The organism is Changchengzhania lutea (assembly GCF_006974145.1).
GTDB lineage: Bacteria > Bacteroidota > Bacteroidia > Flavobacteriales > Flavobacteriaceae > Changchengzhania > Changchengzhania lutea.
On sequence record NZ_CP039456.1, the window covers coordinates 594,478 to 617,195 of the forward strand.

Sequence of the window (22,718 nt, forward strand, 5' to 3'; positions counted from 1 at the left end):
TTTTCAAAGAAACATAGCTTTAACTCATAGTAAAGAGAGACGAGACCCTTTTAAATAATATTAAAACCACCTTGTAAAATCAAGGTGGTTTTTTTATGGTCAAAAGCCTCGGAAAGTCTCGGAAAGCCCAGTATTATGTAACATTTGTTACATAACCTCATGATAATTATCATGTTTATTTTTGATGTCTTGTTATAATTTTACAGTATGATAAAAGCATGACAATCATGTGGTATTTGATACCGTTTATTCAAATATTGCAACAAACTATATAATCATGAAATCAATTATTTCAAATGTATTCATTCTACTTTTTTCAACAGCAGCAATTGCACAATCTGGTCATATAATGCAAGGGGTTGGTGCTGTAAACATGTCAATGGGTAGTGCTGCGACGGCACAACCACTGGATATTTCAGGAGCACTCCACTGGAATCCCGCAGCAATCTCAACCTTTGATGATAAAATTTTAAAACTTGATGTTGGATTATTCTTTTCTTCGCCAGAATTATCTTCTTCTTTACCTGCTGGAATGTTAGGACCAGGAGCTCCTGGTGTAAGTGGTACTACTAAGGATGATAGAGGCACTTCTATCATGCCTAACTTAGGATACTTATGGGGCAAAGAAGGCAGCAAACACACGTTTGGTGCTTCCGCCTTTGGTATTAGTGGCTTTGGTGTTACGTTTCCAGAAGAAGACAACAATCCCTTGAATCCTAATTTTAATCCATTAGATAATTCAAATCCTCTTAATTATCCTCAAGCTGCAAATGGATTCGGACATATAGAATCTGACTATATGCTATTACAAGTAAGTTTATCCTATGCCTATGAAATAACCGATAAATTATCTGTTGGTGTACAACCAAATATTAATTACGCAGCGTTAGAGTTGATGCCCAATCCAACAGCTAACCCAACAACGGCAGGATACCCATCGTCCGACAAAGCCTCTTCCATTGGTTTTGGTGCTCAGTTTGGATTATTCTTCGATTCAGGTTTTGGATTAAAACTTGGTGCATCATATAAAACAACTCAAAAATTCAGTGAATTTGAATTTGATAACACCTATTTAGATGACACTAGTGCTACTAATAAATTCCAAATGGATTATCCAGCAATCTTTTCTCTTGGATTAGGATACTCAATAGGAAATATAGATTTAGCACTGGATTTTAGAAGAGTTGATTATGAAAACACCGACGGATTTTCTGAAACTGGTTGGACTCCAACCGCATCTGTTGCTGGTTTTGGTTGGAAAAATATTTCAATTCTGGCAGCAGGCCTACAATACAAAGGCATTAATAAATTACCATTACGTTTTGGATATACCTATAACTCTAATCCAATTCCAGAGGAAGTTACATTTTTTAATATCCCGGCAACTGCTATTATTAAGCATTCATATCAGTTCGGTTTAAGCTATCAAGTAAACGATGCTTGGAGTATTGACGGCGTTTACCATTATGCTGCTAGCGATGGGGCAACTTCGGGACAAATACTGAGCCCATTAGCAGCCTCAACGTCAAATCCATTAGGAGCGATTCCTGGATCATCAGTTTCCTATGACATGACAACATCCATGGTAATGGTAGGCATTAGTTATAAATTTCAAAAAAAAGATTCAGAGACTAACATCTAATTAAAAAAAATAAAATGAAACAGTTACTCATACTTGGCGCAGGTACATCGGGAACCATGATGGCAAATCATTTAAATAAAGTCTTGCCTAAAGATTCTTGGAACATCTCAATAGTTGACCAAGAGGAAACACATTATTACCAACCTGGTTTTTTGTTTTTACCTTTTGATTTATATAAAACCAAAGATGTAAAAAAGAAAATAGACAAGTTCATACCAAAACGGGTTAAACTAATAAATGAAAAGATAGAACGTATTGACAAGGACAAGAATGAAGTTGTTCTAAAAAACAATACCATTCTAAGTTATGATATTCTAATTGTTGCGACAGGAACCAACATTGCACCCCAAGAAATTGAAGGCATGCTTGGAGCGCATTGGCATAAATCGGTTTTCGACTTTTATACTTATGAGGGTGCCAAAAATTTACGTGATAAACTAAGAACTTGGAAAGGGGGAAAACTCGTTGTCCATATCTCTGAAATGCCAATTAAATGTCCTGTAGCACCCTTGGAATTTGCATTTTTAGCCGATTCTTTTTTCACCAATAAAGGCATACGAGATCAAGTAGAAATTAGTTTTGTAACACCCATGTCTGGTGCTTTTACAAAACCGAAAGCTACAGAGGCACTTAACTACCTCTTGGAACAAAAGCATATAAAGGTTATTCCAGATTTTAATATTGAATCTGTAGATGGCCCAAACCATAAAATCATGGATTATGCAGGTGAAGAAGTTGCCTATGATCTATTGGTAACCATACCCACAAATATGGGAGACCCTATGATTAAACGCTCTGGAATTGGTGACGAACTCAATTATATCCCTACAGATAAAGCCACCTTGCAAACCAAAATAAAAGATAATATATTTGCTATTGGTGATGCTACAAATTTACCAGCATCCAAGGCGGGTTCTGTGGCACATTTTGAGGCAGAAATTTTAACGGAGAACATACAACGTTATATCGCCGGAAAAGAACTTAAAAAAGAATTCGACGGACATGCCAACTGTTTTATTGAAACTGGTCACGGCAAAGCATTGCTCATCGATTTTAATTATACACAAGAACCTGTTAAGGGAACATTTCCGTTTCCTGGAGTTGGTCCACTAAGCCTATTAAAGGAAACACATATGAATCATATGGGCAAATTAGCCTTTAAATGGATTTACTGGAATATGCTAATCAAAGGAAAACACATTCCCTTTGTATCGGCAACCATGCAGACATCAGGCAAACAAATAGAAGAAACAACACATTAAAATAATATAAAATGAATACCATGGAAAAAACATATGCAGGACAAGCAATCAGTACAAATGAACAAGGCTATTTAACCGATTTAAATCAATGGAATCGTGACATCGGGACCGAAATAGCAAAAGAGGAAGATATTGAAATGACCGACAGGCATTGGGAAGTGATTGAATACCTTCAAGACCAATACCGAAAAGAGGTACCACTAAGTGTCAGAAAGGTAGGCAAAAGTAATGTGGTAAGCATTAAGGAGTTCTATCAATTATTTCCTAAAGGACCTTTAAAAATTTCAAGCAGAATTGCAGGGATTCCAAAACCTGTAAGTTGTATTTAATAACATAATAACTATAAAAAAATTATAATGGAAAATATAGTCGAAAGTCCCATAAAACAAAAAGAAGACACCTCTAAAAAGCCCATAAAAAAAATGATGCTTATTCTGTCTAAAGCTACCATAGACAATGTGTATGCATGTTTTATTTTAGCTAATGGTGCACGAATGGAAGGCATAGAATCAGAAATATTCTTTACGTTTTTCGGTTTGGAAGCCATCACTAAAAAGAAACTAGAACATTTAAGAGTAGCAACCGTTGGCAACCCCGGCATGCACATTCCAACGATGGTTGGCGGATTACCAGGGATGGAAGCCTTTGCCACTAAAATGATGAAAAGCGAGATGGAAAAACTAGATATTCCGCCTGTAGGGGAATTTTTAGAAATCTTAGCAGCATCAGGAACAAAACTCTGGGCCTGCAAATTAGCTATGGACATGTTCCATTTAAATGAAGATAAATTAATAGATGATTTAGACGGCGTTTTAACGGTTGGCGATTTTTATAATCGCGCACAAGGTGACAATACACAACTTATGTTTATCTAAAATTATCATAAACTCAAAAAAAGAGCCATCTTGTACAACCAAGGTGGTTTTTTGTTTGCAGTCTAAATTTTAACTTTAGAAGTAAATTAGTATTCTAACACTTACCTATATTTGTCTCTAAAAAATTCACATGATGAAAAACACACTTTTTATTTTAGCAGTAATACTTATGGCTTCTTGCTCTAGCGATGATAAAATCGATTTTAAGGCTAAAAACGAACAAGAGATAACCACCTATATAGCCGATAATAATTTAAATGCTGTTAGAAGTGACACAGGACTTTACTATGTTATAGAAACTGAGGGCAGCGGCGAACAACCTATCACAACCAGTAACGTTACCGTAGCTTATAAGGGCTATTATACGAATGGCAATGTGTTTGATGAAAGCACTTCCGCTGGAATTTCGTTTAATTTACAACAAGTTATAAAAGGCTGGACGGAAGGTATTACGTACTTCAAAAAAGGGGGTAGCGGTAAATTATTAGTCCCAGCGCACTTAGGGTATGGCAACAGTGATACTAGAGGCATCCCGGGAGGCTCTGTACTCATATTTGATATTAACTTAATCTCAGTAAATTAAAACCGACAAATAGTCAGTGCATTAAAAATATTAAGACCCGCTTTGTATAAACAATGCGGGTTTTTTGTAACTAGATTTGCCAATGGTCGTCATATAAATAATTCGTATCTTAAATCAATCAAAAAAATTAAAACAACAACTATGACACCCATCAAATCATTAAAAACACTTTTCCTATTACTAGTTACCCTCGGCATATCCTATCTTTCAGAAGCCCAAAACTTAGAACAACAAATTGATGCCTTTATGGCTTCAGAATATAAAGCTAATGAACCTGGAGCTTCGGTTTTAATTGCTAGGGATGGAAAAACCATCTACAAAAAAGCCTTCGGACAAGCCAATTTAGAGCTTAATGTGCCTATGACTACACAAAATGTAGTTGAAATTGGTTCCATCACCAAACAATTTACCGCAGTAGCCATTTTAATGTTGGAAGAGCAAGGGAAACTTAATATTAATGATATCATTACTAAATTTATTCCAGACTATCCTACCATGGGCAAAACCGTTACCGTGCATCATTTGCTCAACCATACGTCGGGGATAAAAAGTTATACAGGAATGAAGGATTTTAGAAAGATGGCCGCTACAGATATGACCCCACTTGAACTGATTGATGTCTTTAAAAACGAACCTATGGATTTTGATCCCGGTGAAGATTTCCGATATAATAACTCGGGATATATTTTATTGGGATATATTATAGAAGTAGCCTCTGGACAGACTTATGAGGATTTTATTGAAAAAGAAATCTTCCAAAAGTTAGGCATGTATAATTCATATTATGGTAGTAAAAAAGAAATTATAGAGCATCGCGCTACGGGGTATAGTATGGCTGATAATGGTTACGTAAATGCCGATTATTTGAGTTTAACACTGCCTTATGCGGCAGGTTCTATCATGTCTACTGTAGATGATTTATTAATCTGGCAAAATGCCATTGTTAATAATAAACTCATTAAAAAATCAAGTTTAGAAAAAGCGATCCGTGGGTCAGAACTAAATTCTGGCAAACATATTTCTTACGGCTATGGCTGGTTTGAGGATGATGTAAATGGGTCGAACGCCTACCAACATGGTGGCGGCATTTTTGGCTATACCACAATGGGTATTTATTTACCAGAAGAAAAGCTTTATGTAGCTGGATTAACCAATTGCAATTGCAAAGACATTTCTGGAGTGATTACAAAAATAGCAGCTATGGCAATTAATAAGCCGTTTCCAAAAAAAGAAGATGCCGTATCACTTTCTGAAGAGCAACAACAAAAATGGTTAGGAGCCTATCAATTTGATAATGTCGTGCGTTACGTTACCTTAACAGATGGGCAGTTGTATAGCCAAAGAGAAGGCAGTACCAATTTAGAGATTTATCCCATGAGCCCAAATACTTTTATTTTTGAAAATGGTACGACATCGTACACGTTTTCTATGAAAGACGGTAAAAAACAGGCTTTGTTTAAAGGCTCAGGACAAGAGGTGATAGGTGTAGAAATAGACAAAGCCGCACCCGAGCCAAAAAAAGAAATCACCCTATCCCCTGACGCCTTAGTGCAGTATATAGGCAAATTCGAGTTGCAACCGGGGTTTATAATAACAGTAACGACAAATGATGGCAGATTATTTGCACAGGCCACGGGGCAGCCACAATTTGAATTATTTGCAGAAGATGAAGATACATTTTTTTTAAAGGTAGTCCCTGCTAGCGTAGACTTTAATAAAGATAATGAAGGCAATATTGAAAGTTTAACCCTTCATCAAAACGGTCAACACATGGAAGGTAAAAAGATTGAGTAATCCATTTCAAACTTAGATTTTAAAACCACCTACAAAGTAAGGTGGTTTTTTATTGTTCTGGTCAGAATAATTTTATAGCTTCGTCTAAGCGCATCTCTAATTTCCTATATTTATTATCAATCAAACTATGAAAATTATTTCCACAAACATAGCAGAACCCACTAAAATAAGGTTTAATGGGAAAGAGGTGCTCACAGGAATTTATAAAACCCCCACCACAAACCCCATTTTTTTAGGGCATGAATTAGTAAAAGGTGATGAAGTTTCCGATAGAAAACACCACGGTGGTATCTTTAAAGCCTGTTATTTGTTTTCAGCAGATTACTATGCGTATTGGAAAAATCTTTATCCCAATTTAGATTGGAATTGGGGTATGTTAGGTGAAAATATTACTGTTTCCGGTTTAGATGAAACCCAATTGCGCATTGGCGATATTTACAAAGTAGGTCATGCACTCGTTCAAATCACCCAACCGCGAGAACCTTGTTTTAAGTTTGGGGTGAAGTTTGGTAACCAAGGTGTACTTCAACAATTTATAGAGCACGGGCATCCAGGAACGTATGTTCGCGTTTTAGAAGAAGGCCTTGTAGCTGTTGGTGACACTTTTGAATTAGTAGAGCAAGCCAAAAATTCCTTAACCACAGCTGCATTTTTCGAAATGTTATATGCCAAGGATAAAAATCAAGACCATTTATCATTAGCCCTTAAAAACGACGCCTTGCCCTTAAAAAAGCGCGAAAAATTAGCCACTTTTAAAAAGAATGATTGATTTAGGATACATTATCTTTGTGCCAAATTATACTGCATGTCGTTTAAAGATTTAAAACTAAATAGACCCCTATTAAGAGCTATTGCCGAAACAGGTTATGATTCCCCAACGCTTGTTCAGCAAAAAACCATTCCTTTAGTTTTAGATAATAAAGACGTGATTGTTTCTGCACAAACCGGTACAGGAAAAACAGCAGCGTTTGCACTGCCTATTTTACAGGCGTTGTTTGACAAACAAGAAGGTTCTAAACAAGGCAAAAAAATACGGGCCTTAGTGATTAGTCCGACCCGAGAATTGGCCGTTCAAATTTCAGAAAATTTTAAAAATTATAGTAGCTATACTAATTTAAGAACCACTGTCGTTTTTGGTGGAACTTCTATTGAACCCCAAAAAGACATCTTAAAAAAAGGCGTTGATATTTTAATTGCCACGCCAGGGCGTTTGTTGGACTTACACAAACAAGATTTAGTAAATCTAGATTATATTGAAACGCTCGTTTTAGATGAAGCCGATTTGATGTTAGACATGGGTTTTATTGATGATGTGAAGAAAATTGAGCGGCTATGTCCTACTCAAAAACAAACCTTGCTATTTTCGGCAACCATACCTTACAAAGTCGAGCAATTAGCCAATACCATTTTAAAATCCCCTGAACGTATTGAAGTGGCGCCCAATGCATCCACTTCAAAAAACGTCAATCAGCTTTTATATTTCGTACCTAAAAAGAGTAAAATTGAATTGTGCTTGCACCTCCTCAGGAATACGATTAAAGGCAATATTATCATATTTAGACGCACCAAATTTGGTGTTGCTAAATTAGAAAACACCTTAATAAACAACGGGTATAAAGTGGATAGTATCCATGGCGATAAAAGCCAAAATTTAAGACAAGAGGCTTTAAATAATTTTAAAAAGGGAATTAGCAATATTTTAATTGCCACCGATGTTGCTGCACGTGGCATCGATATTAATGATTTAGATGCGGTTGTAAATTTTGATTTACCAAACGTACCGGAAACATATGTACACCGTATTGGGAGAACCGCCAGAGCAGGAAATACCGGTGTAGCCTATTCGCTGTGTTCTGCTGACGAGAAAATATATCTGCAAAGTATTCAGCAATTAATCCAATTACAATTGGATGTTATTGATGAGCACCCTTATCCTTTAGATCCAAAGGCAAAAAAGGAAATACATAAGACCCCAGGAAAAAGCAAACATAAAAAGGGACGTAAGAGTGTAGCTTCTAAAAAGAAGAAAAAACGTTGGTATTAATTGAGGTTATTAGAACATTATATCACTGAAGCATTGACTTTTAAAAACGATATTTTTATAGTTCAAACCGTTTATTAAAGCGATTTTTAAGTAAAATAACCTGTAAACCAATCATTAGTCCAAAAAACACAATTGCATAAGTAAATGTTTTAGAAATTGATATGCTTGGTAAGGCATCAACTATATTTAGATTAGAAAGCCTGCTCAAATCCAAAGACTGAATCCAGCTAGGTGTTTCTGTATTACTTCCGAACAATAACGCATATAGCACTAAAACTATAGTAGCAAAACCAATTAAAAGCCAAGCAGTTTTTGAAATAAGTGGTTTGTAAACCGTTGCATTATCTTCGTTTAATGCCTCAACCTTAGACATTACGGCATCAGTAAAATTAAAAGATGGACGATCCATAGAAGTCTCTTTCATAATTTTTCTCGCAAAGTCATCTAAATATTTATCGCCTTTCTCTTTCATAATTCGCTATTATTTCTGGTTCTAATCGTGTTCTTAAAATACTGGCCAACTTTTTTCTGCTTCTAAATAATTTCACCTTAACATTATTCGCTGTAAGACGCATCACTTTCGAAATCTCTTCTAAAGATTGGTCTTCAAAATAATATAAAGTTAAAAGTATCCCATCTTCACTGGATAACAAATTTAAGCAACTTTTAATGGCTTCATTATATTCATCCTGTTCCATTTTATCTAAGGCGTTGTCTATAGTTTTCACTTCATGTTCAGTAAACTCATTAATGGCAACATCATTAAAGTGCTTTTTATTCTTTTTTAAATTATCTAAACAGGTGTTATAGGCTACTCGATAAATCCAAGTTGAAAACTTTGAATCGCCTTTGAATTTACTCAGCGACTTATATACTTTTACGAACGTGTCCTGAGAAACCTCCTCGGCCTCTTCCCTGTTTTTCAACATCCTAATGGATAACATAAATACCAAGTCCTTATATCTATCAACCAAAACCGCATAGGCATTGGTATCTCCATTTAGAACTAAATCTATATAATGTTGGTCGTTGATGGTCATTTTATGGTTGGACGATAGAGTGTTCCAATTGGTTACAGAAAAATAAAAAATTATAAAATATGTAACCTAAACAAAAAGTTTATCGTCATAGATACAAACAATTAAAAATAATCAATTTAAAACGAACACTTATGGGATCAGAATTAATCATTATACCAATTATATTTGGTGCAATCTTCGGAGTATTTTATCTATACTTCTCAACCAGAAACAAAGAACGTTTAGCACTTATTGAAAAAGGGACTGATGCCAGTATTTTCATGAAAGGCAAAGGGCATACCGCACCCATTTGGAAGGTCTTTATTTTAAATTTGGCATTAGTCCTTATGGGTATTGGTGTGGGTGTTTTTATTGCCACGATTTTAGAAACGTATACCACCATAGGGGAAGCAGCGTATCCAGCTACCATATTTTTAATGGCGGGTATTGGCTTATTTATTGGTTTTAATATGACTAAAAACCTAGATAAAGAATAAATAAATTCATCAATCAAAAAACATAGAAAAGCTTTATTCAAAGTAAGAATACAGCTTTTCTTATTCAACCAAAAAGTCAAAATACGTATCGGGAAACGGCTCCCACCTTAAAGTAAAATGCCACCATTCTTTCGGGTAATTTCTAAAGCCATGTTTTAACATGACCTTTTGCAAAAGCGCTCTATTGGTTTGTTGTTGTTTTGTAATACTTCTATCATTGACCCAGGACACTTCTCCAAAAAAATCATAGGGGCTTCCCATATCAATAGGAGCTCCGGTATTACCGTCAATAAGTGTTAAATCTACCGTACTCCCACGACTATGTCCGGATTTGGTAGCAATATAGCCAGCTTTAAACAAATGTCGTTTATCTATATTAGGATAAAATTCTTGCTTATTAACCGTATCATTCAAATCTCTTGCCCAAAGCATAAAATGGTTTACGGCCCGCTGTGGTCTATAGCCATCGTAAACTTTTAGACATAGGTTATTATCTTGCAATTCCAACTGCACCAATTTTAAGGCCTCAGCAGTTGCCTTTGTTAATATGAGCCGGTTGGCATGGTAGCCTGTTACTTTAGTTCCCAAAAAATTATGAGACGTATTATACCGCAGCTCAACATCTAGATCCGGAATTACCTCTTTTACATACACAAAACCATCTGGTAACTGCCCAAAAACACTTAAATAAAATAACCCAATAAAAAAGGTGATTTTGAATTTCATATCCGCTTCTATTTATGCTAATTTAGAAAAATTAAATTTCAGATTATGACATATCCTTGGCATTTGTACCTCATGGCTATTATTTATATAGTTGCAGGTATATTTCATTTTATAAAACCACAAATTTATTTACGCATCATGCCACGCTATATACCAAATCATAAACTGCTTGTTTATGCCAGTGGTATTTTTGAAATTTTATTGGGTATTACCATTTGTATTCCGGAACTAAAAAACATAGCGTTATATGCAATCATATTAATGCTTGCTGTTTTTCTGTTAGTTCATTTTTATATGTTGTCTAGTGAAAAAGCATCTGCTGGCATTCCAAAATGGTTGCTATGGTTGCGCATCCCCACTCAATTTGTGCTCATGTATTGGGCGTATTCGTATTTGAAATTATAGAATTAACATGCATACGAAACCCGTTAAATTAAATATGAAAGATGCTGATGTGGTATACTATCCTGCATTTTTTAACAATTTAAAAGCGATAGACTATTTCAAGACCTTATATAACACTATTAATTGGAAACAAGACCATATTACACTTTTTGGAAAAACACATCTACAACCTAGGCTTACCGCTTTTTTTGCTGAAAATTTGAATAGCTATTCGTATTCAAATATTGTCATGAAACCAAACCTTTTTACACCAGAATTACTGGAGATTAAAACCACTGTTGAGTCACATTTAAAATTAGAATTCACCAGTTGTTTGGCTAATTTATATCGAGATGGCTCTGATAGCAACGGATGGCATGCTGATAATGAAAAGGAATTAGGATCACAACCCATAATCGCTTCAGTTTCTTTTGGGGCGGAACGGGTATTTCATTTTAAACATAGACATATTAAAGAAGAAAAAAGAAAATTTGTTTTAGGGGATGGCAGTTTATTGTTAATGCGTGGAGATACTCAAAAATACTGGTTGCATCAAGTCTCAAAAACCAGAAAAAATATAGGAAAGCGCATTAATTTAACCTTTAGAATTATTGCATAAAAAAAACCGAGTTCCCTCAAACTCGGTTTCTTTTCAATTTGCTTTATTATTATGATGTAGATTTAGGGTTCCTATAAAAACAACATAACGCAAATATTAATTAATTAATCCATTGAACTAAAAAGTATGTTATTTAGTACCCTCCAAATATATAAATATTCAAGCTCACTTAACGATTAAATACATTATAATTCGATGAAATACACTTAATTTTAACACTTATAGATGAAAATAATCAAATCATCGACGAAATGCGCTTTTGCTTTTTTGAATAATTTTTCATTTTAAATCACAGCTCTTTAAAATTAACAGGGGATTAATAAAAAAATTCTTGAAACCAACTATCCTCGAGGCAGAGCCGTCGGGGGAATTATTTAGATTAAAAGCAATAAAAAAGCATCCCAATGGGATGCTTTTTTCTAACTAACCAACCAAAAATATGAATTACAATTCTAAAGTTTAAAGTAACCACTCAATAAACTTATAATGTTGAATGTAATTATTATCTATAATGCAATCTCCGTGCCAAACTCATTTAATATACAAAATGTTATTTGCTAAAGCATTAAAAAATAATCACGCACAGATATAAATTAAACAAGTCACTCTAGCATTTAAAATATAATTATAGCATATTTGCAACAGGAAACATTAAATACATTTATGAAAAGATTCTTATTAATAGCTAGCCTAATTTCTATAGTAGCATGCAATGATAAACCAAAGGACTTAATTGTTAAAGCTAAGATTTATGGCTTAAAAAAAGGCGTCCTTTATTTAAAAAAGATGGCAGATTCTACGCTTATTACAGTAGATTCTTTAGTGATAAACGGCCAATCTGAGTTTGAGCTAAGTAGCGCTTTAGAATCACCTGAAGTATTTTATCTTTATTTAGACAAAAACAGTCTTGAAAAAAATAGTATTCCGTTTTTTGCAGATCAAGGCATTACAGAAATTAATACGACTTTAAAAACCTTCACTTTTGATGCTCAAATTAAAGGCTCGGAACAGCAAAAAATTTGGGAAGAATATCAATTGATGCAATCTCGGTTTAATGATAGTAACTTAGAATTAATAAAAGCCAACTTTGAGGCACAAAAGGAGGGCGATCCCACATCCGCTTCAACTTATGAAAAGCAATTCAACAGTTTATTAAAGCGAAAATATTTGTATACAGTTAATTTCGCACTAAACCATAAGGATAGCGAGGTCGCTCCTTTTTTAGCTTTAACCGAGATTTATAATGCCCGATTAGATTTATTAGATACCATAAATAACTCCATATCTGAAAAAGTGAAACGTTCTAAATATGGTAAAGCATTACAAACCTTTGTGGATGATATTAGAAAAAATGAAGTAGCAAACTAATCACTTTTATAATTTTATTCATTATTGTCCGATTAAAGAATCAAGACCGCTTTGCTGTTAGAACCAAGAACAAAGACTTGATTGTAACTAAACAAAGACTTGATTGTAACTAATTGATAAACAGTAATCTTTAAATTCTTACCTTTCTAAAAAATAAAATTTTTCAGTAATCGCAAAAAGCAAGCCCCTCTTTTTTTATAAGCCTTGAAAACCCTGTGTTCGCAAAGGTTTTCTTTAAGCTAACTATTTTTAATCGGACAACAATGAATTTTATTAAACAAAAAACCTTTCGTAACGAAAGGTTTTTTGTTTTTTATTGTCTAAAAATTAGAGAGCCGATGGAGGGACTCGAACCCACGACCTGCTGATTACAAATCAGCTGCTCTAGCCAGCTGAGCTACATCGGCGTATTTTAACGGAGGCAAATATAATATTTACTTTAGAAATCCGCTAAAAAAAATTTAATCTAATTTATTGATTTTATCAATTAGCACACGACCTTTAGTCTCCAGCTCATTGTTGATAGATTTAAAATGTGCCTTAGGGTTCTCAACATTCTTAGCATTAACTTTCACTATTAATTCATCAAAAGTTTCAATAGCCTCATCTATAATAGCTTCACTTTTTTTAGTGTCTTTATCTGTGTTGGCATATTCCCACACATATACTGCTTCAATAATATCACCTAAAACATAATTTATGTCTTTTTTAAGGTCTCTAACATTTGCCATAATTTCAATTTTAATTTAACTGCAAAAATAAGCAATTAAATCAAATAATAAGGAGTCACATTAATTAAGAATATGAAGTGGTTTAAACTTTTTTGATTGAAGCGAAAAATAGCTATTTTTTATTCATTTTAAAGACTTTTTTGCACTTCATAGCAGGGCTACGAAGTAATAAAAAGGCGAAAAAGGGATGAAAAGGAGCCTTTTGCAGCCAATTGAAAAGAGTTTAAACCACTTCTATATTTTTATTTTTAGAACCGTAACGCTCTGGTTTTAAAACTATTCTACACATAAACCTCTAGTAGTGTAGCGTTCTCAGTACCAATTTCAAATTGCGAAATTGAAGCTGGGAGTAATACGGTCTCGCCTTTCGATAGAGATACTGAAACTGTATTAGCTGTAATGGTTGCACTGCCTTCTACGCAGATATAAATAAGAAAAGTATCTCGGCTATTTATTTTTTTTGCGGTTTCATTAAGTTTTAAATAACTGGTTGTAAAATAAGGACAGCTCACCATTTGGTTACTTTTGTTTTGCTCTTTCTCATAGCTTACACGAAAATCATCTTTCATATCAAAATCTATCGCATCAATCGCTAAATCATTATGTAGTTCCCGTTCATTGCCATCATCATCAACGCGATCCCAATCATAAACGCGATACGTAACATCACTGGTTTGTTGAATTTCTGCCAACATCACACCAGCACCAATGGCATGTACCCTACCCACTTCAATAAAATAAGTATCACCAGTTTTTACTTTATCAAAGTTTAAAATTTTGGTAAGTGACTTATTATTTAAATGTTCCAAATAACTTTCTGGAGTCACTTTTTGATTAAACCCTACAATTAAATTAGCATCTTTGTCTGCCTGCATCACATACCACATTTCAGTTTTACCAAACGAATTATGGCGTTCTGCCGCTAATTGGTCGTTAGGATGGAGCTGAATAGACAAATCTTCCTTTGCATCGATAAACTTTATTAATAACGGAAATTTATTTTTGAAAATGCGGTAGTTCTGATTACCAAGTAGATCCTCTTTGTAGGTGTTTAATAAATCTTTCAAGGACTGCCCTTTTAATGAGCCATTACTTACAATGGATGTATCACCCTCTACATCACTAATCTCCCAGCTCTCACCAATATTAGGTAGATTACTTGTTTTGTTTAAAAGTGTTTTTAGTTTTTGTCCTCCCCAAATCTTATCTTTTAAAATGGGTTCAAACTTTATGGGATATAATAGATCGCTCATAGTTATTTACCTGAATAAGTTACAAAATTACGCGGTGTTTCATACAAGGTCACTTCCAAATCCAAATTGGAAGCCAAACGTTTTTTAAGTTTGTTGAAAATAACCACCACAATATTCTCAGCTGTAGGATTTAAATCTTTAAACTCGGGCACTTCTATATTTAAATTTTTATGATCAAAGGCATCTTCGACTTCCACCTTGATCATATCCTTTAAATCTTTAATGTCTATAACATAACCCGTTTCAGTATCAATATCACCAGTAACACTGACAATAAGTTCGTAGTTGTGCCCGTGAAAATTTGGGTTATTGCATTTTCCAAAAATCAAATCGTTCTTCTCATCAGTCCAATCTTTTCGATATAACCGATGCGCCGCGTTAAAATGTGCTTTTCTACTAACCGTTACTTTCATTCTGAGCTATATTTATATGTTTGTAGAATTTATTGAAAATGACTTTAAACCAAGCGGTATAAGCTTCTGGATGTAAAGACATATCCACTTTTACAGCTTCTAAAGGCATCCATTTCCAATTGGCAACTTCCAACGGATTTACTGTTGGCTCGTCGTTATAAGTTCCTAATAAAACATGATCGTATTCATGCTCGGTTAGCCCATTATCAAACGGTGCTTTATAAATAAAGGATATAGATTCTTGCAGTTCTGCCACAAATCCCATTTCTTCTTGCAAGCGTCGTTTTCCGGCTTCAATATTGCTTTCACCATCACGCTGATGGCTGCAACAGGTATTTGTCCAAAGACTCGGAGAATGGTATTTACTATGCGCACGCTGCTGAAGCATCAACTCGTTGTTATCATTAAAAATAAAAACTGAAAAGGCACGGTGCAATACCGCTTTTTCATGAGCTTCCAATTTGGGCATGAGTCCTATTTGCTCATCATTTTCATTGACAAGGATTACTTTTTCTTCTTTCATATTAAAACAAAAATACCAAGTAAAATTTAAAAAACGGGTCTGTATCCAAAAAATTAAAAACGCCTATATCTGTATAACATAATTGGTGTTATAAATATTATCTTTGCAACCCATTTGCACAAATATTTATGAGTTTTTTAAAGGAAATACAACGTAGAAGAACATTCGGAATTATATCACATCCAGATGCAGGTAAAACCACTTTAACGGAGAAATTATTGTTATTTGGTGGCGCTATTCAAGAAGCAGGTGCCGTAAAAAGTAACAAAATTAAAAAAGGTGCTACCAGTGACTTTATGGAAATTGAGCGCCAACGTGGTATTTCGGTAGCAACGTCTGTTTTAGCTTTTGAATATAATGGTATAAAAATTAATATTTTAGATACTCCTGGGCATAAGGATTTTGCTGAAGACACCTTTAGAACCCTTACCGCTGTAGATAGTGTGATTGTGGTTATAGATGTCGCAAAAGGTGTTGAAGAGCAAACTGAAAAACTTGTGGAAGTTTGTCGCATGCGTAACATCCCTATGATTGTATTCATTAACAAAATGGATAGAGAAGGAAAAGACGCCTTCGATTTGTTAGATGAAATTGAACAAAAATTGGGGTTAAAAGTAGTGCCATTAAGTTTTCCTATTGGGATGGGTTACGACTTTAAGGGTATTTATAATTTATGGGAGAAGAATGTAAATCTCTTTAGTGGTGATAGCCGAAAGGATATAGAAGAAACGATTGAGGTTTCCGATTTGTCTTCTCCAAAGTTGGACGAACTAGTTGGTGAAAAAGCAGCTGATACTTTGCGAGAAGAAATTGAACTCGTTACTGGTATCTATCCGAAATTTGATAAGGAAGCGTATTTAAGTGGCTCACAACAACCGGTATTTTTCGGTTCGGCCTTGAATAATTTTGGGGTTAGGGAATTGTTGGATTGTTTTGTAGACATAGCACCTAAACCTCGACCTAAGCAAAGTGAAGAACGTTTAGTGAAGCCCGATGAAAATAAATTTAGTGGTTTTGTGTTTAAAATTCATGCCAATATGGATCCGAATCATCGGGATCGATTGGCCTTTATTAAAATTGTATCTGGGATCTTTGAAAGAAACAAGCCCTATCTCCACGTGAGACATAATAAAAAACTAAAGTTTTCGAGTCCTAATGCTTTTTTTGCAGAAAAAAAAGAAATTGTCGACACCTCTTACCCAGGTGATATTGTAGGCCTACATGATACCGGAAATTTCAAAATTGGAGATACACTTACTGAAGGTGAAATTATTAATTACAAGGGAGTTCCTAGTTTTTCACCAGAACATTTTAGATATATAAACAATGCCGATCCTTTAAAATCAAAGCAATTGTTTAAAGGTATTGATCAATTAATGGACGAAGGCGTCGCTCAATTATTCACCTTAGAATTAAATGGAAGAAAAGTAATAGGTACGGTGGGAGCTTTACAGTACGAGGTCATCCAATACCGATTGGAACATGAATATGGTGCTAAGTGTACCTATGAAAATTTGAATGTTTTTAAAGCCTGTTGGGTAGATCCGAAGGGGTCAAAGACCGATGAGTATAAAGAATTTGTAAGAGTAAAACAACGATTTTTAGCTAAGGATAAACAAAACCAATTAGTATTTTTAGCTGATTCTCCTTTTTCATTACAAATGACCCAACAGAAATATCCAAATATTAAATTCCATTTTACTTCAGAATTCGATTAATTAGATGCTGTTCGTCGATGTTTATTGTACGCGTCATCCAATTATCGTTTTTATTTAAACTTTAAACAAATAAATTATAACTACAACGTTGTAGTTAGTTACATTTATTGCATAATCATAATCCCAAATAATGATTAACCTATGGAAACAAAAGCCAACGTTTACAGTAACGAGGAGATTACGGTCACATTTGAACCTCGTATATGCATACATGCAGAAAAATGTGCTAGTGAATTATCAGAGGTCTTTAGACTGTCTATAATTCCTTGGATTGATTTGGATGCCACCGAAACCAACAAGATTGTTAAACAAATTAATCGTTGTCCTTCTGGTGCTTTAAAGTATAAGCGTCATGAGAAAAAACAAGCTTCATAATTCATATTCAATTAAGTGTTGATTAGAAAAAAAGCCCTATGAATTTAAATTCATAGGGCTTTTTTAATGTTATGCTTGACCAGTTGGCCCAAAGTTTAGAGGTATTGGTGGCTGCTCATAATCTTTAATTTCACCATGCGCATTTTCAAATCTATTTATATTCTCACCCAGCGCTTTTAACAAACGTTTAGCGTGCTGAGGCGTTAATATAATTCTTGATTTTACCTTGCTTTTTGGAATCCCTGGCATAATACTCACAAAATCCACTACAAACTCAGAGACTGAATGATTGATTATTGCTAGGTTAGAATAAATACCTTCTGCTACAGCTTCATCCAATTCAATATTAATTTGTCCTTGTTTGGGTTGCTCTTTTTCGTTTGCCATAATTTTAATTTTAAATATAAAAAGCCTTCAAGTTACTAACATGAAGGCTTTTATTTTTATGAGATGCTTCGACTACGCTCAGCATAAATTCGACTTACAAGTTTCACTTCCCCTTCGGCTCATGAAACTTGGATCTCATTTAATTATAATTTAATTCTTGTTTTACCTGCATCATTTCGTCAAACTCTTCTTTAGACCCAACGATGATATCTGTATAACTACGCATACCTGTTCCTGCTGGAATTCTATGTCCAACAATGACATTCTCTTTCAAGCCTTCTAAAGTATCTACTTTACCTGCAACCGCAGCTTCATTAAGTACTTTAGTTGTTTCTTGGAAGGATGCTGCAGAAATAAATGATTTCGTTTGAAGTGACGCTCTAGTAATACCTTGAAGAATTGGTGTCGCTGTTGCAGACTTCGCATCTCTTGCTACCACTAGCTGCTTATCTTCTCGTCTTAAAATAGAATTCTCATCTCTTAAATCGCGAGGTGAGATTATTTGTCCTTGTTTAAGATTTGCAGAATCTCCAGCATCTTCAATCACTTTCATTCCAAAAATGGCATCATTTTCTAAAATAAAATCAGCTTTATGTGCCAATTGATCTTCTAAGAAAATAGTATCACCAGAATCAATAATACGCACTTTACGCATCATTTGTCTTACAACAACCTCAAAGTGCTTATCATTAATTTTCACACCTTGTAAACGATATACTTCTTGTACTTCATTTACTAAATATTGCTGCACCGCTGAAGGGCCTTTAATATTTAAGATATCGTTTGGTGTAATAGACCCATCAGATAAAGGCATACCTGCTTTTACATAATCATTTTCTTGTACAAGAATTTGATTAGATAATTTTACTAAGTATTTCTTAATATCACCTAGTTTAGATTCTACAATAATCTCACGATTACCACGCTTGATTTTTCCGAAAGAAACCACACCATCAATAGCACTAACAACTGCTGGATTAGAAGGGTTACGTGCTTCAAACAACTCTGTTACACGTGGTAAACCACCTGTAATATCACCTGCTTTTGCAGATTTACGTGGAATTTTAACTAATATCTTACCAACATTAATTTTCTCCCCATCGTCAATCATTAAATGCGCCCCTACTGGTAGGTTATACGAACGAATCGTTCCACCTTTTCCATCTTCAATATGAAGTGTTGGAATCAGCTTTTTGTTTCTTGATTCAGAAATTACTTTCTCTTGGAAACCTGTTTGCTCATCAATTTCTACTTGATAGGTAATCCCTTGTTCGATGTTTTCATATTTAACTTGACCAGCAAATTCTGAAATAATAACACCATTGTATGGATCCCATGAACAAACCACATCACCTTTACTTAACTTATCCCCACTATTAATAAATATAGAGGAACCGTAAGGAATATTATTAGTACTTAATAAAATACCTGTTTTCTTATCTGTTAATTTAAGTTCAGAAGTTCTAGAAATAACAATATCAATGTCATTTCCTTCATTATCTTTTCCTTTAACTGTTTTTAGATCTTCAATTTCAGCGATACCGTCAAACTTAACAGCCAATTTATTTTCTTCTGAAATGTTACCTGCAATACCTCCCACGTGGAATGTACGTAACGTTAACTGCGTTCCAGGTTCTCCAATAGATTGAGCAGCAACTACACCTACCGCTTCTCCACGTTGTACCATTTTACCTGTGGCCAAGTTACGTCCGTAACATTTTGCACAAATACCTTGTAAGGCTTCACAACTTAAAGCTGAACGTACTTCGACGGCATCAACTGGAGATGCTTCAATAGCTTTTGCTATAGGATCTTCAATTAACTCACCAGCAGCTACTAACAACTCATCTGTTAAAGGATTATAAACATCATTTAAAGATACACGACCAACGATTCTTTCTTCCAAAGTTTCAACAACTTCATCATTTTTCTTCAATGGTTCGACTTCCACACCTCTTAGAGTGCCACAATCTTCTGTGTTAATTATCACATCTTGAGAAACATCTACTAAACGTCTTGTTAAGTAACCTGCATCTGCCGTTTTAAGAGCCGTATCTGCAAGTCCTTTACGTGCACCGTGTGTAGAGATAAAGTATTCTAAAATTGAAAGCCCTTCCTTAAAGTTAGAAAGAATTGGATTTTCAATAATTTCACCACCTCCAGCATTTGATTTTTTCGGTTTTGCCATTAATCCACGCATACCTGTTAGCTGACGAATCTGTTCTTTAGATCCACGTGCTCCAGAATCAAGCATCATAAACACCGAGTTAAATCCTTGTTGATCTTCGCGAATACGCTTCATAGACAATTCTGTCAATTCAGCATTTGTAGACGTCCAGATATCAATAACTTGGTTGTAACGTTCGTTATTGGTAATAAGTCCCATATTATAGTTACCCATAATACCATCAACTAAGCCATTGGCTTTATCAATCATACCTTGCTTTTCTGGCGGAATGATAATATCACCTAAACTGAATGACAAGCCACCTTGGAAAGCGAACTTAAACCCTAAAGTCCTAATTTCATCTAAGAAATCAGCCGTTTCTGGCACTGATGTAAACTTAAGAATGCTACCAATAATATCCCTTAATGACTTTTTAGTCAATACTTCATTAATATATCCTGCTGCTTCTGGAACTTTTTGATTAAATAATACACGACCTACAGTCGTTTCAATAATCATTGGTTCTAGTTTACCATCAGCATTAATATCAAGTGTTCTTACTTTAATACCCGCATTCAAATCTACTTTCTTCTCATTGAAAGCAATCTCAACTTCTTCTGGTGCATAAAACGTAAGGCCTTCTCCCAATACTTTAACTTCTGGTGTAGACTTACGCAGTTTGGTCATATAATACAGACCAAGTACCATATCTTGAGAAGGTACCGTTACTGGCGAACCATTAGCTGGATTCAAAATATTATGTGATGCCAACATTAATAATTGACACTCAAGAATAGCTTCTGGACCTAGTGGTAAATGTACCGCCATTTGGTCACCATCAAAATCGGCGTTAAAAGCCGTACACACTAATGGGTGTAATTGAATCGCTTTCCCCTCAATTAATTTTGGTTGGAATGCTTGGATACCCAAACGGTGTAATGTAGGCGCACGGTTTAGTAATACAGGATGTCCTTTAAGAACATTCTCTAAAATATCCCAAACTACAGGCTCTCTTTTATCTATAATTTTCTTTGCAGATTTTACAGTTTTTACAATCCCTCTTTCAATTAGTTTTCTAATTACGAAAGGCTTGTACAGTTCCGCTGCCATGTTTTTAGGCAATCCACATTCGAATAATCTTAATTCTGGTCCAACAACAATTACAGAACGTGCAGAATAATCAACACGCTTACCCAATAAGTTTTGACGGAAACGGCCTTGCTTACCTTTAAGTGAATCTGAAAGTGATTTTAATGGTCTGTTAGAATCGGTTTTTACAGCAGATGATTTACGTGTGTTATCAAATAATGAATCTACTGACTCTTGTAACATACGTTTTTCATTACGTAAAATAACTTCTGGCGCTTTAATCTCAACCAATCGTTTTAAACGGTTGTTACGGATAATAACCCTTCTGTATAAATCATTCAAATCTGACGTTGCAAAACGCCCACCATCTAACGGCACTAACGGACGCAATTCTGGTGGAATGATTGGAATAACCTTCATAATCATCCATTCTGGACGATTTTCTCTGTTCTTATTAGAATCACGTAAGGCACCAACAACTTGCAAACGTTTTAAAGCTTCTGTTTTACGTTGTTTAGACGTTTCAGTATTGGCTTTATGACGCAACTCATATGATAGTGCTTCTAAATCTATTCTAGATAATAATTCGATTAAACACTCTGCTCCCATTTTCGCAAGGAACTTGTTTGGATCTGTATCATCTAAGTATTGATTATCTTGAGGAAGCGCTTCTAAAATATTTAAATATTCTTCTTCAGTAAGGAAGTCCATTTTTTGCAATGGCTCACCTTCTTCATTTTTAGCATTACCTGGTTGAATAACTACGTAGCGTTCGTAGTAAATAATCATATCTAATTTCTTAGATGGTAAGCCCAATAAGTAACCTATTTTGTTCGGTAAAGAACGGAAATACCAAATGTGTGCCACAGGAACCACCAAATTGATGTGCCCTACTCTATCACGACGTACTTTCTTCTCTGTAACTTCTACACCACAACGGTCACATACAATACCCTTATAACGAATACGTTTGTATTTACCACAGGCACATTCGTAATCCTTTACAGGACCAAAAATACGCTCACAGAACAAACCATCACGCTCCGGTTTGTGCGTTCGATAATTGATAGTTTCTGGTTTTAAAACCTCACCTCTAGACTCTGCTAAAATAGATTCTGGTGATGCTAAACCAATAGAGATTTTATTAAACCGCTTTACTGTATTCTTGTCTTGTTTTCTTGCCATTTTCTTAAGTTTTCAGTCTCAGTCTCAGTATTCAGTATCTGGCATAAACTGCCAACTGGATACT

The 22,718-nt window shown here is 34.7% G+C and carries 23 protein-coding genes and 1 tRNA gene; 14 read left to right on the top strand and 10 right to left on the bottom strand.

Features of this window, described 5'->3' with window-relative positions:
- The first annotated feature begins 277 nt into the window (after positions 1 to 277).
- The 8 genes from FAF07_RS02790 to FAF07_RS02825 all read left to right on the top strand — a co-directional run bounded on the left by FAF07_RS02790 (position 278) and on the right by FAF07_RS02825 (position 8,200).
- Entirely contained in the window at positions 278 to 1,642 is a 1,365-nt protein-coding gene (locus FAF07_RS02790) for an OmpP1/FadL family transporter (protein ID WP_142783679.1), read from the top strand.
- 14 nt (positions 1,643 to 1,656) lie between these two features.
- A complete protein-coding gene (gene sqr, locus FAF07_RS02795; protein ID WP_142783680.1) occupies positions 1,657 to 2,904 on the top strand; it encodes a type III sulfide quinone reductase, selenoprotein subtype in 1,248 nt (415 codons plus the stop codon).
- A 20-nt stretch (positions 2,905 to 2,924) separates the two neighbouring features.
- Entirely contained in the window at positions 2,925 to 3,233 is a 309-nt protein-coding gene (locus tag FAF07_RS02800; protein WP_142783681.1) for a TusE/DsrC/DsvC family sulfur relay protein, read from the top strand.
- Between the two features lie 27 nt (positions 3,234 to 3,260).
- Entirely contained in the window at positions 3,261 to 3,779 is a 519-nt protein-coding gene (locus FAF07_RS02805) for a DsrE/DsrF/DrsH-like family protein (protein ID WP_142783682.1), read from the top strand.
- Between the two features lie 133 nt (positions 3,780 to 3,912).
- Positions 3,913 to 4,362, top strand: coding sequence for an FKBP-type peptidyl-prolyl cis-trans isomerase (locus FAF07_RS02810; RefSeq protein WP_142786520.1), 450 nt, complete (start codon positions 3,913 to 3,915; stop codon positions 4,360 to 4,362).
- A 141-nt stretch (positions 4,363 to 4,503) separates the two neighbouring features.
- Positions 4,504 to 6,156, top strand: coding sequence for a serine hydrolase (locus FAF07_RS02815; RefSeq protein ID WP_185956504.1), 1,653 nt, complete (start codon positions 4,504 to 4,506; stop codon positions 6,154 to 6,156).
- Positions 6,157 to 6,283: 127 nt separating this feature from the next.
- Positions 6,284 to 6,925: an MOSC domain-containing protein gene (locus FAF07_RS02820; protein WP_142783683.1), complete on the top strand. Its 642-nt coding sequence runs from the start codon at positions 6,284 to 6,286 to the stop codon at positions 6,923 to 6,925.
- A gap of 36 nt (positions 6,926 to 6,961) precedes the next feature.
- Entirely contained in the window at positions 6,962 to 8,200 is a 1,239-nt protein-coding gene (locus FAF07_RS02825) for a DEAD/DEAH box helicase (protein ID WP_142783684.1), read from the top strand.
- Positions 8,201 to 8,255: 55 nt separating this feature from the next.
- Here the strand turns inward: FAF07_RS02825 and FAF07_RS02830 are convergent, their stop codons facing one another.
- Positions 8,256 to 8,672 carry a hypothetical protein gene (locus tag FAF07_RS02830; RefSeq protein WP_142783685.1) on the bottom strand — a complete coding sequence of 139 codons (417 nt, stop codon included), beginning with the start codon at positions 8,670 to 8,672 and terminating at the stop codon, positions 8,256 to 8,258.
- Positions 8,653 to 9,240 (bottom strand): RNA polymerase sigma factor, encoded by a 588-nt coding sequence (locus tag FAF07_RS02835; protein ID WP_142783686.1) that lies wholly within the window; start codon positions 9,238 to 9,240, stop codon positions 8,653 to 8,655. The genes FAF07_RS02830 and FAF07_RS02835 overlap by 20 nt, the downstream gene beginning before the upstream one ends.
- 131 nt (positions 9,241 to 9,371) lie before the next feature.
- Between FAF07_RS02835 and FAF07_RS02840 the strand changes: the two genes are divergently transcribed.
- The gene (locus FAF07_RS02840; protein ID WP_142783687.1) at positions 9,372 to 9,716 is read left to right on the top strand and encodes a DUF6249 domain-containing protein; all 345 of its coding nucleotides are present in this window, start codon (positions 9,372 to 9,374) and stop codon (positions 9,714 to 9,716) included.
- Between the two features lie 60 nt (positions 9,717 to 9,776).
- Here the strand turns inward: FAF07_RS02840 and FAF07_RS02845 are convergent, their stop codons facing one another.
- On the bottom strand, positions 9,777 to 10,442 hold the full coding sequence (locus FAF07_RS02845; protein ID WP_142783688.1) for a M15 family metallopeptidase: 666 nt from the start codon (positions 10,440 to 10,442) through the stop codon (positions 9,777 to 9,779).
- A gap of 45 nt (positions 10,443 to 10,487) precedes the next feature.
- Here FAF07_RS02845 and FAF07_RS02850 point away from each other — a divergent pair, with 45 nt between their 5' ends.
- The 3 genes from FAF07_RS02850 to FAF07_RS02860 all read left to right on the top strand — a co-directional run bounded on the left by FAF07_RS02850 (position 10,488) and on the right by FAF07_RS02860 (position 12,813).
- Complete coding sequence (locus tag FAF07_RS02850) at positions 10,488 to 10,847, top strand: DoxX family protein (RefSeq protein WP_142783689.1); 360 nt, start codon at positions 10,488 to 10,490, stop codon at positions 10,845 to 10,847.
- A gap of 7 nt (positions 10,848 to 10,854) precedes the next feature.
- Positions 10,855 to 11,445, top strand: a complete 591-nt coding sequence (locus FAF07_RS02855; RefSeq protein WP_142783690.1) for an alpha-ketoglutarate-dependent dioxygenase AlkB family protein — start codon at positions 10,855 to 10,857, stop codon at positions 11,443 to 11,445.
- A 663-nt stretch (positions 11,446 to 12,108) separates the two neighbouring features.
- Complete coding sequence (locus FAF07_RS02860; protein WP_142783691.1) at positions 12,109 to 12,813, top strand: DUF4369 domain-containing protein; 705 nt, start codon at positions 12,109 to 12,111, stop codon at positions 12,811 to 12,813.
- Positions 12,814 to 13,146: 333 nt separating this feature from the next.
- On the opposite strand, the gene FAF07_RS02865 is transcribed toward FAF07_RS02860, so the two are convergent.
- From FAF07_RS02865 to idi, 5 genes are all read right to left on the bottom strand, one after another.
- A tRNA-Thr gene (locus FAF07_RS02865) sits at positions 13,147 to 13,220 on the bottom strand.
- Between the two features lie 54 nt (positions 13,221 to 13,274).
- Positions 13,275 to 13,544, bottom strand: a complete 270-nt coding sequence (locus FAF07_RS02870) for a hypothetical protein (RefSeq protein ID WP_142783692.1) — start codon at positions 13,542 to 13,544, stop codon at positions 13,275 to 13,277.
- Between the two features lie 281 nt (positions 13,545 to 13,825).
- On the bottom strand, positions 13,826 to 14,797 hold the full coding sequence (locus tag FAF07_RS02875) for a type I phosphomannose isomerase catalytic subunit (protein WP_142783693.1): 972 nt from the start codon (positions 14,795 to 14,797) through the stop codon (positions 13,826 to 13,828).
- 2 nt (positions 14,798 to 14,799) lie between these two features.
- A complete protein-coding gene (locus FAF07_RS02880; RefSeq protein ID WP_142783694.1) occupies positions 14,800 to 15,210 on the bottom strand; it encodes a 6-pyruvoyl trahydropterin synthase family protein in 411 nt (136 codons plus the stop codon).
- Entirely contained in the window at positions 15,194 to 15,733 is a 540-nt protein-coding gene (idi, locus tag FAF07_RS02885; RefSeq protein ID WP_142783695.1) for an isopentenyl-diphosphate Delta-isomerase, read from the bottom strand. Before idi ends, FAF07_RS02880 begins: the two co-directional genes overlap by 17 nt.
- A gap of 128 nt (positions 15,734 to 15,861) precedes the next feature.
- Here idi and FAF07_RS02890 point away from each other — a divergent pair, with 128 nt between their 5' ends.
- Together FAF07_RS02890 and FAF07_RS02895 are read left to right on the top strand one after the other, a co-directional pair.
- Complete coding sequence (locus FAF07_RS02890) at positions 15,862 to 17,451, top strand: peptide chain release factor 3 (protein ID WP_142783696.1); 1,590 nt, start codon at positions 15,862 to 15,864, stop codon at positions 17,449 to 17,451.
- Positions 17,452 to 17,592: 141 nt separating this feature from the next.
- Positions 17,593 to 17,826: a (4Fe-4S)-binding protein gene (locus tag FAF07_RS02895; RefSeq protein WP_142783697.1), complete on the top strand. Its 234-nt coding sequence runs from the start codon at positions 17,593 to 17,595 to the stop codon at positions 17,824 to 17,826.
- A gap of 69 nt (positions 17,827 to 17,895) precedes the next feature.
- On the opposite strand, the gene FAF07_RS02900 is transcribed toward FAF07_RS02895, so the two are convergent.
- Both FAF07_RS02900 and rpoC read right to left on the bottom strand, forming a co-directional pair.
- A complete protein-coding gene (locus FAF07_RS02900) occupies positions 17,896 to 18,213 on the bottom strand; it encodes a DUF3467 domain-containing protein (protein ID WP_142783698.1) in 318 nt (105 codons plus the stop codon).
- Positions 18,214 to 18,352: 139 nt separating this feature from the next.
- Positions 18,353 to 22,654, bottom strand: a complete 4,302-nt coding sequence (rpoC, locus tag FAF07_RS02905) for a DNA-directed RNA polymerase subunit beta' (protein ID WP_142783699.1) — start codon at positions 22,652 to 22,654, stop codon at positions 18,353 to 18,355.
- Positions 22,655 to 22,718 lie beyond the last annotated feature (64 nt).